Annotated in this window: 15 protein-coding genes; 10 read left to right on the plus strand and 5 right to left on the minus strand. The window is 68.5% G+C overall.

Features of this window, described 5'->3' with window-relative positions; genetic code table 11:
* Positions 1 to 149: 149 nt before the first annotated feature.
* Positions 150 to 1,010, plus strand: coding sequence for an SDR family NAD(P)-dependent oxidoreductase (locus IF46_RS0128400; RefSeq protein ID WP_030491462.1), 861 nt, complete (start codon positions 150 to 152; stop codon positions 1,008 to 1,010).
* A gap of 174 nt (positions 1,011 to 1,184) precedes the next feature.
* On the opposite strand, the gene IF46_RS0128405 is transcribed toward IF46_RS0128400, so the two are convergent.
* A complete protein-coding gene (locus IF46_RS0128405; protein WP_030491463.1) occupies positions 1,185 to 1,595 on the minus strand; it encodes a RidA family protein in 411 nt (136 codons plus the stop codon).
* 79 nt (positions 1,596 to 1,674) lie between these two features.
* Here IF46_RS0128405 and IF46_RS0128410 point away from each other — a divergent pair, with 79 nt between their 5' ends.
* The 5 genes from IF46_RS0128410 (at position 1,675) to IF46_RS0128425 (ending at position 5,314) form a co-directional block, all read left to right on the plus strand.
* A complete protein-coding gene (locus IF46_RS0128410) occupies positions 1,675 to 2,052 on the plus strand; it encodes a winged helix-turn-helix transcriptional regulator (RefSeq protein ID WP_030491464.1) in 378 nt (125 codons plus the stop codon).
* A gap of 310 nt (positions 2,053 to 2,362) precedes the next feature.
* Positions 2,363 to 2,521 (plus strand): hypothetical protein, encoded by a 159-nt coding sequence (locus IF46_RS34590; RefSeq protein ID WP_157563599.1) that lies wholly within the window; start codon positions 2,363 to 2,365, stop codon positions 2,519 to 2,521.
* Positions 2,522 to 2,525: 4 nt separating this feature from the next.
* Positions 2,526 to 3,068 (plus strand): CPCC family cysteine-rich protein, encoded by a 543-nt coding sequence (locus IF46_RS34075; protein ID WP_084598090.1) that lies wholly within the window; start codon positions 2,526 to 2,528, stop codon positions 3,066 to 3,068.
* Between the two features lie 103 nt (positions 3,069 to 3,171).
* Positions 3,172 to 3,774, plus strand: coding sequence for a hypothetical protein (locus IF46_RS34080; RefSeq protein ID WP_084598096.1), 603 nt, complete (start codon positions 3,172 to 3,174; stop codon positions 3,772 to 3,774).
* 991 nt (positions 3,775 to 4,765) lie between these two features.
* Complete coding sequence (locus IF46_RS0128425; protein ID WP_030491466.1) at positions 4,766 to 5,314, plus strand: aspartyl/asparaginyl beta-hydroxylase domain-containing protein; 549 nt, start codon at positions 4,766 to 4,768, stop codon at positions 5,312 to 5,314.
* Between the two features lie 322 nt (positions 5,315 to 5,636).
* Here the strand turns inward: IF46_RS0128425 and IF46_RS0128430 are convergent, their stop codons facing one another.
* From IF46_RS0128430 to IF46_RS34595, 3 genes are all read right to left on the minus strand, one after another.
* On the minus strand, positions 5,637 to 6,104 hold the full coding sequence (locus IF46_RS0128430) for a nuclear transport factor 2 family protein (RefSeq protein ID WP_030491467.1): 468 nt from the start codon (positions 6,102 to 6,104) through the stop codon (positions 5,637 to 5,639).
* A 758-nt stretch (positions 6,105 to 6,862) separates the two neighbouring features.
* A complete protein-coding gene (locus IF46_RS0128445; protein WP_036393550.1) occupies positions 6,863 to 7,702 on the minus strand; it encodes an alpha/beta hydrolase in 840 nt (279 codons plus the stop codon).
* A 58-nt stretch (positions 7,703 to 7,760) separates the two neighbouring features.
* Positions 7,761 to 7,904: a hypothetical protein gene (locus IF46_RS34595; protein ID WP_232234198.1), complete on the minus strand. Its 144-nt coding sequence runs from the start codon at positions 7,902 to 7,904 to the stop codon at positions 7,761 to 7,763.
* 231 nt (positions 7,905 to 8,135) lie between these two features.
* On the opposite strand from IF46_RS34595, the gene argJ reads away from it, so the two are divergent.
* On the plus strand, positions 8,136 to 9,284 hold the full coding sequence (gene argJ, locus IF46_RS0128455) for a bifunctional glutamate N-acetyltransferase/amino-acid acetyltransferase ArgJ (protein ID WP_232234199.1): 1,149 nt from the start codon (positions 8,136 to 8,138) through the stop codon (positions 9,282 to 9,284).
* 129 nt (positions 9,285 to 9,413) lie between these two features.
* On the opposite strand, the gene IF46_RS0128460 is transcribed toward argJ, so the two are convergent.
* Positions 9,414 to 10,013, minus strand: a complete 600-nt coding sequence (locus IF46_RS0128460; RefSeq protein WP_030491470.1) for a helix-turn-helix domain-containing protein — start codon at positions 10,011 to 10,013, stop codon at positions 9,414 to 9,416.
* Between the two features lie 70 nt (positions 10,014 to 10,083).
* Here IF46_RS0128460 and IF46_RS0128465 point away from each other — a divergent pair, with 70 nt between their 5' ends.
* The 3 genes from IF46_RS0128465 (at position 10,084) to IF46_RS0128475 (ending at position 14,425) form a co-directional block, all read left to right on the plus strand.
* On the plus strand, positions 10,084 to 11,664 hold the full coding sequence (locus IF46_RS0128465) for an FAD-dependent oxidoreductase (protein WP_420063600.1): 1,581 nt from the start codon (positions 10,084 to 10,086) through the stop codon (positions 11,662 to 11,664).
* A 238-nt stretch (positions 11,665 to 11,902) separates the two neighbouring features.
* On the plus strand, positions 11,903 to 13,570 hold the full coding sequence (locus IF46_RS0128470) for a hypothetical protein (protein ID WP_030491472.1): 1,668 nt from the start codon (positions 11,903 to 11,905) through the stop codon (positions 13,568 to 13,570).
* A 123-nt stretch (positions 13,571 to 13,693) separates the two neighbouring features.
* Positions 13,694 to 14,425, plus strand: coding sequence for a class I SAM-dependent methyltransferase (locus tag IF46_RS0128475; RefSeq protein ID WP_030491473.1), 732 nt, complete (start codon positions 13,694 to 13,696; stop codon positions 14,423 to 14,425).

Genomic DNA, 14,425 nt, shown 5'->3' on the forward strand with positions numbered 1-14,425 from the left:
GGTGGCCAGCGGTTGGGTGGGCATGACGTTCCCAGGTAGGGCTGGGCTGGGCTGACGGTGTCCGGAGCCGGGTGTCGGGCCGCAGCATGAAATGGCGTTCCCCGGCCCGGGGGACACAACCGACTGGTAAGCCGTCAAGGAGACTCCCCGTGCCGTATCCCACCACCGGACCCGCTACCTGGTTCGTCACCGGCGCCTCCCGCGGGCTCGGTCTCGAGCTGGTCAACCAGCTGCTGCAACGCGGTAACAACGTCGTCGCGACCACCCGATCGCCCGAACGGCTGATCGCAGCTGTCGGTCCCGTCGACACGTCACGCCTGTTGGCCCTGCAGGTCAACCTCGTCGATGAGAAGGCCGTCGCCACCGCCGTCAAAGCGGCCGTCGACCGATTCGGTCCCATCGACGTCGTGGTCAACAACGCCGGCTACGGCCTGCTCGCCGCCGTCGAAGAAGTCAGCGACATCGAGGCCCGGGACCTGTTCGACGTGCAGATCTTCGGGGCATGGAACGTGCTACGTGCCGCCCTGCCCGCCATGCGCGCCCGCCGAAGCGGTCACATCATCAACATCTCCTCGATCCTCGGGCTCACCGCCTTCCCCGGCTGGGGTGCGTACTGCGCCGCCAAGTACGCCCTGGAAGGCCTCACCGGATCCCTGGCCGGCGAAGTCGCCGACCTCGGTATCCGCGTCAACCTGGTCGAGCCCGGCTACCTGCGCACCGACTTCCTACGAACCCACAGCCTGCGCCTGCCCGCGCAGATCACCGACGGCTACGACGGCATCCGCGAGATGACCGCCAACCACCTCGCCATGCCCGGCACCCAGCTCGGCGACCCCGCGAAAGCCGCCACCGCGATCATCACCATCGCCGAAACCGGCACCGCTCCCCTGCACCAGATCCTCGGATCCGACTCCTACGCCCTGGCCAGGGCCCGCATCGAGGCGCTCACCAACAACATCGAGACCGGTCACACCCTCGCCAGCACCACCGACATCCCCCAAATTGCCTGAAGAGACCAGAGAGCCCTGCTTCAACGGGGTCGGCAAGTTGACCTGCCCAGCATCAGCCCGGAGCCGGCCTGATGCTGGGCACGATGACACAAGGTGATGCAGGGCGTGAGGTGGCGACACCGACGCGTGGCCGCGCGGATCGCTGTCTCAATCTCGCGATCGGGCAGGAAGCACTTACTGCGCGATTGCGGTCGCCTCCAGTTCGACGAGCACGTCGGGCTCGAAGAGGTAGTCCACCCCGATCAGCGACGCCGGCGGAAGGGGCCAGGGCAGAACGAGCTCCTCGACGACCGATTCGATCCCGGCCATGAACGGCCCGATCTTCTCGGGTGTCCAGTCGGTCACGTAGAAGGTCAACCGGACCACGTCCTCAAATGATGCGTCGGCTCCGGCGAGGGCCCGGCCGGTGTTGCGGAGCGCCTGCGCGACCTGCCCAGTCAGGTCGCCCGGCGCAACCGGTGTGCCGTCGCCCAGGCGTGCGATCTGACCGCTGACGTGGATGTGACGTGACCCGGTTGCCACCGCCACATGATCGTAGGGCGTGTGCGGCTGGAGGCCGTCAGGGCTGAAGCGGGTGACGGGCATCGTCTCTCCTCTACTGGAACCAACTCGGTATATCATTGATACCTAGTTGACGGAGGACACTTCAAGGAGACCTGGTGTCATGCGCGATACCACCACCGCCCGTGCCAAGGAACTGCAGATCGACGCGCCGCACCGCGAGTTGCTCGACCAGGTGTTGGACAAGTGGTCGCTCAGCGTTCTCAACGAACTGTGTGACCAGCCGTGCCGGTTCAACGAGCTGCGCCGGGCGGTCCCGGCGGTGACGCAGAAGTCGCTCACGGCGACGCTGCGACGACTCGAGCGCAACGGGATCGTCGAACGCCATGTCGTGGCGACCCGCCCAGTCGCGGTGGAGTACCGAATCACCCGGTTGGGAAAAACCCTGCGTGCCCCGGTCGACGCCCTCCTGGAGTGGGCCGATACCTACATGCCGCAGATCGAACACGCCCGCAAGGCGTTTGACGCGGAGATCGAGTAACGAATGCGGGCCACGGCATCTTCGCTCCGCCTCTCGGCCTGCTGTCGTATCCGGAAATCGCGAAGTTCGTAGCCGGTAGGCAAACGGACCATGGCGAACACAGCGATCCTGACCGAGGCCATGCTGGACGGGGCCGCCGTCACCTACACACGCGGCGCTGCACGACACCGGCTACCGGCTCGACATGGAATTCTGGGGTGACGAGGCTGAGCCTGCTGTCCGCTTGCCGCCACCGAACTGGGCCGACTGACCAACCTCACCTCTCGCTGACCCGGCAGCCCACAGTCAGCGATCCGCTGGCGAGACCGTTGTGGACGTTCCCGCGAGGCTGTCCGCCCGGGCCTGGGTGTTCGCCGCCGGTCAGGGCCGCAAGACCGGCCCGGTCGACGACCGCAGCATCGCTGTGGTCACCCCGCGCACCGACGGTCTGCGGCTGCCATTGGTGCGGCACGGGTGTCGGGCACACTGATCGCATGGACCTCCCGCACCCGTGTGTCTGTTGCGGCTACCGCACGTTGGGGGATCCGCCGGGCTCACACGAAATCTGCCAGGTGTGCCGCTGGCAGGACGATGTTTACCAGCTACGTTGGCCCTACCGGGCAGACGGTGCGAACAAATCCTCATTGATTGACGCGCAACGCAACTTCGGCAGGTACGGCGCCTGTGACGAGGACAGCCTCGTCGAGAACCGAGCCGACCCGGCCGACTACGACCGAGAACCGCACTGGCGGACGATCGACCTTCAAGGAAACCGCGTCGAGCCACGCGGTGGCGCCCTGGCGGCTTGGCCGGATGATCGGACCGTCCTGTATTGGTGGCGCCGACGCACGGGCCGGACTTGGTGGGACGACATGCAGACCATCGGTCTCCCCGAGCCGCCAGTGGACGACGCCGATCCGACCGGCTTCGCCGAGGCAGTCCGCGCAGTCGTGTCTGTGGCAACCCCGGCCGATCCAGTCTCAGGCATGTCGAGAACCGTTGAAGTCCGTCCAATGGCGTTGATTACTCTGGTGTGAAACAGGACGCCGCACCAACTCTGGCCTGGGAGAACGTGGAGTTGCAGGCAGGGGTGGCCGTGTTGGATCGAGACTGTCAGTCGTCGCTCCTATGATCACGGGCATGTCGACCGCGTTCACCGCCTTGTGGACCCATGACGTCTGCCGGGAGCTACGCCGGCACCGAGTCGGCGAGCGGCCCTCGGTGGCGTTCAGCGGGGTGCACCAATCTCTTCCCAGTTGGACCAGCGTCGGTGTCGGCGACGATGTCTTCGCGCTGCATGTCAACCGATGCGTGGTCTACCTGGTAAGCCGCCTGCGCGTCGTCGACAAGCAGCGGCGAGATTGTTGCGGCGCCGCTCCAACAACATGGCGTGACCCGTCCTATCCGGGTCACTACGCCTGGGCGATGCTCGGCGCCAACGGATGTGGGGCGAGCCCGGTGCACGTCGAAGCGACACCGATCCGCTTCGACGTCGCAGTCCCTGGCGACCTGCTCAGCGCGCTAACCTGGCGCAACCGACGCGGAGAACAGCGCACCTTGAAGTACGTCGTCAACGGCCGTCTCGAACGCTCCGTCAGCCTCCAGGGCGTCTATCGTCTGACCGACGAATCCGCCGCTCAATTGGGTGCCCTGCTCGATGGGTCGCCACCCCCGAGCCCGAGGGCAGAGGCCGATCACGCGCATCATGGTCGGCAGCCATCTGTGACGGTCGACCTGCGTTGACGGCGGCAGAAGCGTGCGACGACCATCGCTACGTCACTGCCAGCTGAGGCTGACACACTTTGCGCGGCCGGCGCCGCACTGCAAGAATCGGACCATGATAATCGACCGAAAGGGTCATGCCGCGTAAGCGGCCGGGCGCGATCCGCGCTACACAACAAGCCGCCGGTCGTACCGTCCGCCAGTGGACCTGCGAAGCCGGTGGCCCTATCGACCGGCTGTCTCCTGCTGCAACCGCCGTCGTCCGAGCAGTCGAACACGGTGGTTCCTTCGATAGGTACCTACATCGCGGGGAGTGCTACGACCCCGACCCGTTCAATGAACACATTCGGCCCGGACTGACTGCTCATCTCCTTCGGGAGTATCGAAAATTCCTACGCCAACCCGGACGGAAGCTTCGTCTTGAAGCCTCGCCCTGTCCCTCCTGTCCCGGCTGCAAATACGAAGACCTGGCGCTCGTGCGAGACGCGTTGGAAGCCGTGACCCGCCCCCTGCCGTCAACGACACGCGCTGAGATGCGCCGACTACTGAGCCGCCTCGACAGAGAATTTCGACTCCGTACTCTTCCCGACTCCAGCCCCAGAGCAAGCTGGAACGGTGAACCGTTGCCATGGTGGCATCGACGTATCTACAAGAACTGACTCCCCTCCGCACGGCAGAAGAGTGAGTGTCTGCGGTGAATCGGCTGCATGCTCCCTGTAATCACACCGGCCGGATCCGGCGCGGCCGTGGTGCGACCCCTTCGGCCTGGACGAACCCGCCGGCCACCGGATCCCTTGCGGACAAGTCGAGTTCGGCGACCCGACATGGCGCCAGGTTCGCCGTCCAGGGTCGAGCACGGCTTCGGCGCCACAGTCGGTTATGATCTCGACACCCCGGCGGCGGAATGAGGGTGCGCCTGCAGGTGGAGATACGGCCAAGGACCCTACCTGACTTGGCTTCGCGGAGCGGTGTCGTAGCCCACGCCACCCAACGTTGGTGCATCATTTTTGCCATGTTCGTGGACCAGCAGCAGTTCCCCTTCCTGGCCGACCTTCGGGCACGGTGGGATGCCATTCGAGACGAATGTCTTGCTCTCCCGCTAGAGACCTACCAGCCGTGGGTCCAACGCGAGATGTACGGCCAGGGCTGGAGTGTCTATGGACTTGTCGCCTTCGGAGAGCGGATCGAAGAGGCGCTCAAGGCATGCCCGAACACTGCCTCCGCGTTGACGAAGGTCCCTCACCTGACGACCGCTGGGTTTTCTCGGATGGCTCCTGGCACCCACATCAAGCCACATCAGGGATGGGTTACCACCGTTTACCGCGCCCATCTCGGACTCGTCGTGCCGCAGGACTGCGCGCTGCGAGTAGGCGACGAGACTCGACAGTGGTGTGAGGGTGAAACCTCCGTCTTCGACGACACCGTCACGCATGAGGCGTGGAACTACGGCACCAGTGACCGCGTTGTGCTCCTGTTCGACTTCGTCCGTCCCGGCTGCGAGGACAGGCCGCAGGATGAACTACCGGCCTCGGTGGCCGGCTTCGTACGACGCGGCGGATGAGCCAGACACATTAGGGCACTCCACGGCCCCGTCGCATCCTCCCGGCCCGAGAACCCCGCCCGACCGCCGGGCGTGCGCCGCAGCACCCCCTTGGCATCACGCTCGATGCAGAGCGGTACGCGGTAGAAGAGTGCATCTGATCATGGCCGAAGTGCGACCAGGGACGAAGTCGAAGCCGGGCACGGGTCGGCAGGGGATTCTCTGCAGTCGCTAGGGTCGTCATCGTGAGCGATCATCACGGCGGCACGTGGACGCTGCACCGGCGCGGCGACGGCCGGGTACTTGCTGGTCTCGTGGTGACCGGTGGTGACTTCCCCTGGCATCAGAGTCGGGCTGCGCCCTCGATGGTGGTGCTTTCCTGCGGACGGAGTGCAGTCAAAAGGCCGTCGAGTTGACCCCAAGCCCGCGCGCTGGCGACGTGGTCAATGTAGTCCCGGGACTCGATGATGAGCCCGTTGCGGATACGCATCACGAAGACGCATGGCACCGTGAATGCCTCGCCTGTCTCGAGGACCTGCCCCTCATAGGCAAACTCGGCGACAATCACCTCCGGGTCCGCGGTTTCATGAATCGTCACGTCGACCGGCTTACGGTTCAGCGTCCGGGCGGCCGGAGGCGGCGCGGTGAAGTGCTCGTGCAGTTCGCTGCGGCTACGCAGCGGCGGCGGGCTGAGCGGGTGAAACGGATGAGTGACATGGGTTTGTTCGGCGTACAGGTCGGCCAAGTCTTCGTACGGACCGTCGCAGACACCGTTCACCAGTCGCAGGAAAGTTTCGCGTGGGCTACTCATCCGGGCATCCTTCGAGTCGGCAGATGTCACTTGGGGCATACCGAGACTACGAGATTTCAGCAAGAAGCCCTGACCCGAAGGTTTCTGGTGGAATTTGAGTCTCAGCTCCCGGGATCCACACCGACAGCGGCTCGTTTCGCCGCCCGGGAGGGCCCTGGCATCGAGATGGGCTCTACGAGTGGGCGTCAGACCGGTTCGGCGAGTCGGGCGATGACGCGACGTAGCTGCTCGGCGTAGGCGTGGAGGAACTCCGGTGGGTAGGCGGCGAGACCGGTCATCGACGGGCAACCTGGGGCAGCACCGTCGGCGCCAGTGTCGCCGCGAAGAGCAGCACCTGGACACACGCGGAGTCCACATCGACGGCGAGCTCACCGGCCTGCTGCCGGCGGCGCATGGCGGGTATGCGTTGGTGCTGGATTCGCTAGTCGGGTAAGAGAACGTACTGGTCGTGTCCTACGGACAAGCTCCGGGTGGCCGAAGGCCCTCGGCTCACCAGGGAGATACCGGTGCCCGTAGACCGGCACTATTTTCGGGACCTGCGCCAGTATGCGCATCGCTGTCGCCAATGCCGATGCGGTGCCGCTTGGGCATGAGCCCCAGCCTTCGTACCAGAAGCCGTTGTTCTCGACGTCGCACAGCACACCTTCGCTGGGCCAGTCCAGCAGACCGCGCCAACGTACTCCCGGCCATCTCGGAGTCGTTGCGCCCCCGCGAGAGGCGCGGCAACCGCAACCCAGCGGCGATACCGGCTCAGGCCATTAAGCGGTCAGGACCCGGCTGAAGAACGCCAGGCTGTCGCGGATCAGCGGCACCAGCGGCACTCCGGCGAAGCAGTGATCGGCGCCCGGCACCACCAACAGCTCGACCTCGGCACCCGCTGCGGTCAATGCTGCGGCAAGCTCCTCGCTCTGCCCCACCGGTACGACCACGTCCTGGTCGCCGTGGATCAGCAGCATGGGCGGGGCCTGGTCGGTGACGTAGGTGATCGGACTCGCCACCCGGCCCAGCTCCGGGTTCTCGGCCAACGGGGCGCCGATCAGAAGTGACTCGGGCGAGTCCGCCGCGTCGTGGTCGATCGTTCCGGACGGGTGTGCCTGCGACTGCATGGTCAACAGGTTCGATGGCGCGTACCAGCAGACCGCCGCCCGGACGCCACTGTCGTCCTGGTCGTTGCCCGTCAGCGCGACCATCGAGGCCAGGTGTCCACCGGCCGACTCGCCCCACACCCCGATCCGCTCGCGGTCCACGCCTACCTTGTCGCCGTGTCGGCGCAGCCAGCGGACCGCCGCCTTGACGTCGTCGAGTTGAGCGGGGAAGCGCGCCTCGGCGCAGAGCCGGTACTGCGCGGAGGCGACCGCGAATCCGGCACGGATGGCGGCGGTGAACGGATCCGCCTCCATGAGCCAGTCCGCCGGTTGCTTGGGCGAGCCGAACAGCCACGCACCGCCGTGGATCCACACCAGAACCGGGACGGGTTGGGGTGCCTCCACCGGCACGACCAGATCCAACGTCAGTGGGCGGAAGCCCGGCACCTCGTTGACGATGATGTCACGGTGCTCGATCCGGTCGCTCCAGCGCTGGGGTGCCGCATCGGTCATCGGGCCATCCTCGCATCGACGTCGACCGCGCGGACCGGACGCGGACGGGCCTATTTGATCACCCCTGGTCCGGCACTGCGGCGGGGCGGGCCCGGACGTGCAGCCGCTCCCCCTGCGGCCCGAAGAGACTGAGGGCCTCCGCGGTGCCGGGGCCGGGGTTGAAGAAGCGGCGGACCGTCCCTGGGATGCTCCGGGCGGGCATCCGTCGGATAGCTACCTCATTGATACCTTGGGTCACGAAGGGCGGGCCGCTGCGGCTGCCCGTCGATGAGCTTCGGCTTGCGCCGTGCCGGCGTCCGGAGGGTCGCTCCCCCGGTGACCGGCTTCGTTGACCGGCCGGTCAGGGGTGTCCGAGCTGGTGTGAGCCTTGACGTCGTCGGCCACGGAATTCGGGGGCCAGGACCGGGCCGAGATGAGAAGGATGGAGCAGTACATGATCGTTCCGCAGGGGTTCCGCGCAGTGGTCACGAACGCCGGGCTCAAGGAGGACGAGGACGACTTTACCGCCCTGGTCTCCGAGGTTCCTGCGGTCAGCGCCGCGGTGTTCACCCGCTCTCGGTTCGCCGGCCCCAGCGTCGTGCTCAGCCGTTCGGCGGCGTCGACATCGTCCGCCCGCGGCGTCGTGGTGCTCTCCCGCAACGCGAACGTGGCCACCGGCAAGGAGGGGCTGGAGAACGCCCGCGAGGTGCGGTCCACCGTGGCTCGCGCCGCCGGGCTGGACGACGACGAACTGCTCATCGCGTCCACCGGGGTGATCGGGAAGCAGTATCCGATGCCGAAGGTGCGACAGTGCCTGGCCGAGCTTCGGTGGCCCTTTCCGCCTGCCGATTTCGACCGGGTCGCCCGGGCGATCATGACCACCGATACCACGCCCAAGGTAGTGCGGGTCAGCTGCGGAGCGGCGAGCATCGTCGGTGTCGCAAAGGGCGTCGGCATGATCGAACCGAACATGGCGACCCTGTTGACGTTCTTCTGTACAGACGCCCGCATCGAGCCGGTCGACCTGGACCGAGTGTTCCGGTCGGTTATTGCTCGCACCTTCAACGCGGTCAGCATTGACACCGACACCTCCACCAGCGACACCGCGGCCGTCTTCGCCAACGGCCTCGCCGGGCCGGTCGCTCTGGACGAGTTCGAGCAGGCGTTGTACACCGTCGCACTGGACCTGGTGCGGATGGTCGCCCGCGACGGCGAGGGTGCCAGCAAGCTCATCGAGGTCCGGGTCAGCGGTGCCCGGGACGGCGAGCAGGCCAAGCGGGTGGGCAAGGCCATCGTCAACTCGCCGCTGGTGAAGACAGCCGTGCACGGCGCGGACCCGAACTGGGGCCGGGTAGCCATGGCGGTCGGCAAGTGCGAGGACGACGAAGACATCCACCAGCAACGGGTACGGATCGGCTTCGGCGGTATCGAGGTCTATCCGACACAGGCCACTGAGGAGACCCTGGTTCGGCTGCGGCGCCACCTCGAAGGCGACGACGTGGTGATCGAGGTCGACCTGGGGATCGGCGCCGGTGCCTTCACCGTGTACGGGTGCGACCTCACCGACGGATACATCCGGATCAACGCTGACTACACCACGTGAGCGACGATACGTACGGGTGGTCGACGAGCTTCTGCACACCCCGGCCGGAAAGCTCGACAAGCCCGCGATCCTGCGCAGGTGGGGGCTGAGCGGTGACTGGCACCCCCTCGGTCGAAGATTCCGGGTGAATCACCGCTTCTCGTCGGGCGCGGCGGCGGGGCGGGCCCGGACGTGCAGCCGCTCCCCCTGCGGCCCGAAGAGACTGAGGGCCTCGGCGGTGCCCGGGCCGGGGTTGAAGAAGAGGTGCGGGATGCGGGTGTCGAACTCGGCCACCTCGCCCGGGGTCAGCGTGAGATCACTGTCGCCGAGCAGCAGACGTATTCGGCCGGAGAGCACGTAGAGCCACTCGTACCCCTCGTGGGCCTGCGGGATCCGGCCCCCGGCGGACGGATCCGGCGGGAAGATCTGCTTGAACGCCTGCACACCGCCCGGTCGGCGGGTCAGCGGCAGGTACGTCACGCCGTGGATGACTATCGGTTTGGGGCGTACCCGGGGGTCGCCGGTGGCGGGGGCGTCGACCAGTTCGTCCAGCGCGACCTGGTAGGCCCTCGCCAGCGGGAGCAGCAGCTCCAGGGTGGGCCGGCGGGTGCCGGATTCCAGCCGGGACAGGGTGCTCACCGAGATGCCGGTCAGGTCGGCGAGCTGGGTCAGCGTGGTCCCGCGTTGGTGACGCAGGGCACGCAGCCGGGGGCCGACGGCCGCCAGCGCGGCGCTGTCCTCGTTTGCCATAACGGCAAGGATAGTTGCCACCTTGTCGGTAGCGACGGATGGTGGGAGCAGCCGACAGCGCAAGAGGGAGATACCGGTGAACGAGACATATGACGTGGTGGTGGTGGGTGGCGGTGCCGCAGGGCTCAGCGGAGCCCTGGCGCTGAGCCGGGCCCGCCGGTCGGTGCTGGTGATCGACTCCGGTGAGCCGCGCAACGCGCCGGCCGACCAGGTGCACAACTACCTGGGCCGGGAGGGGACGCCCCCGGGCGAGCTGCTCGCGGTCGGGCGGGCCGAGGTGTCCGAGTACGGCGGGCAGTTCCACACCGGGCGGGTGGAGGCCGCCACCCGGGACGACGACGGGTTCCGGCTGAGCCTCGACGGCGGCGAGTCGGTGCGGGCTCGGCGGCTGCTGGTGACCACCGGGCTGACCGACGAGCTGCCCGACGTTCCCGGCCTGGCCCAGCGGTGGGGTCGCGACGTGCTGCACTGCCCGTACTGCCATGGCTGGGAGGTTCGGGACCGGCGGATCGGCGTCCTGGCGACCGGGCCGCTGGCCGTGCACCAGGCCGAGATGTGGCGACAGTGGAGCCCCGACGTCCTACTCCTGCTGCACGACGCCCCAGCGCCGGACGCGGAGACCGCCGAGCGGCTCGCCGCCCGGGGCATCGCGGTGGTGCCGGGCCCGGTCGCGGAGGTGGAGGTGACCGACGACACGCTGACCGGCGTACGGCTCGCCGACGGCCGGGTGGTGGCGCTCGACGCGATCGTGGTGGCGACGCGGCTGACCCCCCGCGCCGGTCTGCTGGTGGGGCTGGGTCTGGCCCCGGAGGAGGTGACGATGGGTGAGCACGTCATCGGTGCGCAGATCCCGGCCGACGCCACCGGCGCGACCACCGTCGAGGGTGTCTGGGTGGCGGGCAACCTGGCCGACCTGCGCGCTCAGGTGATCACGTCCGCCGGGGCCGGTTTGAACGCCGCGGCGGCGATCAACGCGGATCTCATCGCCGCGGACACCCGCGACGCGGTGGCCGCGTACCGGCAGTTGGTGGCCACGACGTTCGAGGAGCCGGCCTGGGAGGAGCGTTACCAGGCCCGACCCTCGGTGTGGAGTGGTCGGCCGAACCCGCAGCTGGTCGCCGAGGTCGCGGACCTGACCCCAGGGCGCGCGCTGGACGTGGGCAGCGGCGAGGGCGCCGACGCGGTGTGGCTCGCCGAGCGCGGCTGGCGGGTGACGGCGGTGGACATCTCCACCACCGCGCTGGACCGGGCCGCCGCGCACGCCGAGAGCGCGGGCGTCGCCGACCGGATCGAGTTCCTGCACGCCGACCTGCGCGACAAGCCGCCCACCGACGAGGCGTACGACCTGGTGTCGGCGCAGTTCATGCACCTGCCCCCGGTGCAGCGGCGGGAGTTGTTCGCCCGGCTGGCCGCGGCGGTGGCACCGGGCGGCGTCCTGCTGATCGTCGGGCACGACCCGTCGGATCTGTGGACGTCGGCGCGACGGATGCACATGCCGGACATGATGTACACCGCGCAGGACGTGGCTGCCGATCTGGACCCGGCCCACTGGGAGGTGCTGGCAGCCCAGGCCCGCCCTCGCCAAGCCACCGATGTGAACGGCCAGGAGACCACAATCCACGACGCCGTCCTGGTAGCCCGTCGCCGCTAGCGAACGACAAGAGTCGATCATGGAGTTGTGCGGGATGACAAAGGTGGTGGATCCCCCGCTTTCCGGCACCACGACTCCATGATCGGCGCGGGAGTGGGGGGACACGGGACGACAACGTGAGAGGTGGTGGGGCAGGACTTCGCATGCGATCGGGTCGGCGGTAGCGTAGCGCCACACTGACGTCCCGTGGGGCAGGCGACCGCCGACCCGGACGCCCCTATCGTACGGAGGATGGTGCATGTCCATCGGCGCTGAGCCGCACGCAGCACGCGACGATGCGGCCTCCCGGCCGAGCTTCGAGCTCGCCCTGCGCGGCTACGACAAACGCCAGGTGGACCGGCACCTGGAACAACTCGACGGTCAGATCGCGATGCTGAGCGGGGAACATGGGCGTTCCGCCGTCCGCGTCCGTGAGCTGACCGCGGAGGTGCAGCGGCTGCGAGCCGAACTGGCCGAGCTTCAGGAGCAACCCGTGCAGGTAGACCGCGCCTCGTTCCACGATCTGGGCCCGATGGTCGGTGAGATCATGGCGCTCGCCGAGAAGCAGGCCAGCATGATCACCGAGTCGGCCACCGACCGGGCGAACGAGCTGCGCAGCGAGTCCGAGCGGATCATCGCCGACACCCGTGAGCGGGCCGCCCAGGCACGCCAGGACCTCTCGGAGGAGTTGGCGGCCCGACGGGCCGAGCAGGAGCAGGCACACGAGGAGCGGCGCACCCTGGCCGAGGCCGAGCTGACCGCGATCCGCGAGCACGCCGAGCAGTTGCGCGCCGACGGTGAGGCCGCGCACGAGCGCGCCCAGCACGAGGCCAAGCGGATCACCGAGCAGAGCGCACAGCAGCTCAACCAGACCCGGGTCGCCGCCGACGCGCTGATGAAGTCGGCCCGTACCCAGATCCAGCAGGAACTCCAGTCGGCCCGCTCCAAGAACCAGCAGGAGATGGCCCAGTGGCAGGCCAACGTGGAGCGAGAGGTCAACGAACGGCGCACCGCCGCCGAACAGGACATCGCCGAGCAGCAGGCCGCCGCCGAGCAGGAGCTGGCCGAGCAGCGCAACGCGACCGAGCAGCAGATCGCCGCGCTGCTGGCCGAGGCGCAGCAGCACGTCACCGAGCTGCGCAACCGGGCCGACGAGCAGGCCGCCAGCCACCAGCAGCAGCTCACCGCCCTGCAGAAGGAGCTGGAGGAGCGCCGGCAGGAGGCCGCCGAGCTGCACGCCGAGTTGGAGACCGCCACCCAGCAGCTCGCCGAGGTCCGCCAGGAGGGCGAGACGCTGGAGAACGAGCTGACCCGGCTGCAGCAGCGGCTCACCGAGGTCCGCCGCGACCTGACCGCCGAGAACGCCCGGCTGGACGAGGCCCGCCGGGCCGGGGACTCCGCCGAGCGGCACGCCAAGGATGTCCGCGCCCGGGTGCAGCGGGAAGCGAAGCGGGTGGCCGACCTCGCCGCCGCCGCGGTCATGGCCGCGGCAGCCGGCGGTACGGAGACCGCTGAGTACCCGATGGTGGGTTCCCGTTCCAACGCCGACCGGCCCGCCCCAGAGCGGGTGGGCGTCGAGCGGCTCACCCTCGACCGGCCCACCGTGGAGCGACCCAGCGTGGACGAGGCGGACGCCGATCGCGCCACCCACGACCGGACCCCGCTCGACTCCGCGCCGGTCGACCGGGCAGCGGTGGAGAGCGGCCCCGACGACCGCGTCCCGGCCGACCAGACGAATGGCGAGCACGATGGCGCACCGGCGATGGCGGACGAGTCGGTGACGTCCGACCGTCCGGCAGCCCGAGAGCTGAGCTCCGACGACGCCGAGCCGATCTTCCCCCGGCACATCGGCACGGACGCGCCGACGCCCGTTCCGTTCCTGGCCTTCGGGCAGCCGGTCAGCGAGAACGGCGCCGCCCGGCACTGACCTCGGCCGCGATCGAACCCGGGCCCGGAGCGAATCCGCACGGGCCCGGGGACGGCGTACCGATCAGTGTGAACCGGTGCACCTTCTCTTGCTCGCTCCCCGGCCGCCGGGTTGGGTCGGTCTATGGCTCTGATTGCGTACGACGGCGTGGACGCGGCGGCGTTTCAGACGACTCGGCACCTGCGGGACGACGACCTTGCGACCTGGCGTCAGGCGATCGGCCGGTACTTCGAGCCCCGGCCGGGGATGCGCCTGCTCGACCTCGGGTGCGGTACCGGCAGCTGGGCACAGGCGTTCCGTGCGTGGTGGCCCGAGCTCGATGTCGTGGCGGTGGACCCCTCGGCGGCAATGCGCGAGCGGGCGGTGTTCCAGTCGGTCATCCCGGGGGCCGCCGACGACATTCCGTGCGAGGACGGGAGTCTCGACGGGGTGTGGCTCTCCACCGTGATTCACCATGTTCCCGACCTCGCCGCGGCAGCCCGAGAAATCCGGCGGGTGCTGAAACCTGGTGCTCCGGTGCTGATCCGGTCCGCGTTCGCCGGCCGGCACGAGGCGATCAGCCTGTTCCGCTGGTTCCCGGAGGCCGTTGCCGTGCTCGACCGCTACCCGAGCATCGCCGACGTCGAGGCGGCGTTCGCCACCGCCGCGCTCAGGACCGTCGGCTGCGAGCCGGTTTCGCAGGTGACCGCCCCGTCAGTCGCCGAGGCCGCCGCCGGACTTCGCCGCGAAGCACACACCCCGCTACAGCTGATCAGCGACGAGGAGTACGCGGCGGGCGTCGCCCGCTTGAACGATGCCGCACGAACGCAGTCCGGACCGGTCATCGACGCCCTCGACCTGCTGGTGCTCCGGTGA

The organism is Micromonospora chokoriensis (assembly GCF_000718555.1).
Classification (GTDB): Bacteria; Actinomycetota; Actinomycetes; order Mycobacteriales; family Micromonosporaceae; genus Micromonospora; species Micromonospora chokoriensis_B.

What these genes read in the sequence shown, in the direction of transcription:
- IF46_RS34080 (WP_084598096.1), top strand. Translation starts at nt 3,172, where the DNA reads ATGTCGACCGCGTTCACCGCCTTGTGGACCCATGACGTCTGCCGGGAG.
- IF46_RS0128425 (WP_030491466.1), top strand. Translation starts at nt 4,766, where the DNA reads ATGTTCGTGGACCAGCAGCAGTTCCCCTTCCTGGCCGACCTTCGGGCA.
- argJ (WP_232234199.1), top strand. Translation starts at nt 8,136, where the DNA reads ATGATCGTTCCGCAGGGGTTCCGCGCAGTGGTCACGAACGCCGGGCTC.
- IF46_RS0128430 (WP_030491467.1), bottom strand. Translation starts at nt 6,104, where the DNA reads ATGAGTAGCCCACGCGAAACTTTCCTGCGACTGGTGAACGGTGTCTGC.
- IF46_RS34595 (WP_232234198.1), bottom strand. Translation starts at nt 7,904, where the DNA reads ATGCCCGCCCGGAGCATCCCAGGGACGGTCCGCCGCTTCTTCAACCCC.
- IF46_RS0128405 (WP_030491463.1), bottom strand. Translation starts at nt 1,595, where the DNA reads ATGCCCGTCACCCGCTTCAGCCCTGACGGCCTCCAGCCGCACACGCCC.
- IF46_RS0128475 (WP_030491473.1), top strand. Translation starts at nt 13,694, where the DNA reads ATGGCTCTGATTGCGTACGACGGCGTGGACGCGGCGGCGTTTCAGACG.
- IF46_RS0128445 (WP_036393550.1), bottom strand. Translation starts at nt 7,702, where the DNA reads ATGACCGATGCGGCACCCCAGCGCTGGAGCGACCGGATCGAGCACCGT.
- IF46_RS0128470 (WP_030491472.1), top strand. Translation starts at nt 11,903, where the DNA reads ATGTCCATCGGCGCTGAGCCGCACGCAGCACGCGACGATGCGGCCTCC.
- IF46_RS0128410 (WP_030491464.1), top strand. Translation starts at nt 1,675, where the DNA reads ATGCGCGATACCACCACCGCCCGTGCCAAGGAACTGCAGATCGACGCG.
- IF46_RS0128460 (WP_030491470.1), bottom strand. Translation starts at nt 10,013, where the DNA reads ATGGCAAACGAGGACAGCGCCGCGCTGGCGGCCGTCGGCCCCCGGCTG.
- IF46_RS34075 (WP_084598090.1), top strand. Translation starts at nt 2,526, where the DNA reads ATGGACCTCCCGCACCCGTGTGTCTGTTGCGGCTACCGCACGTTGGGG.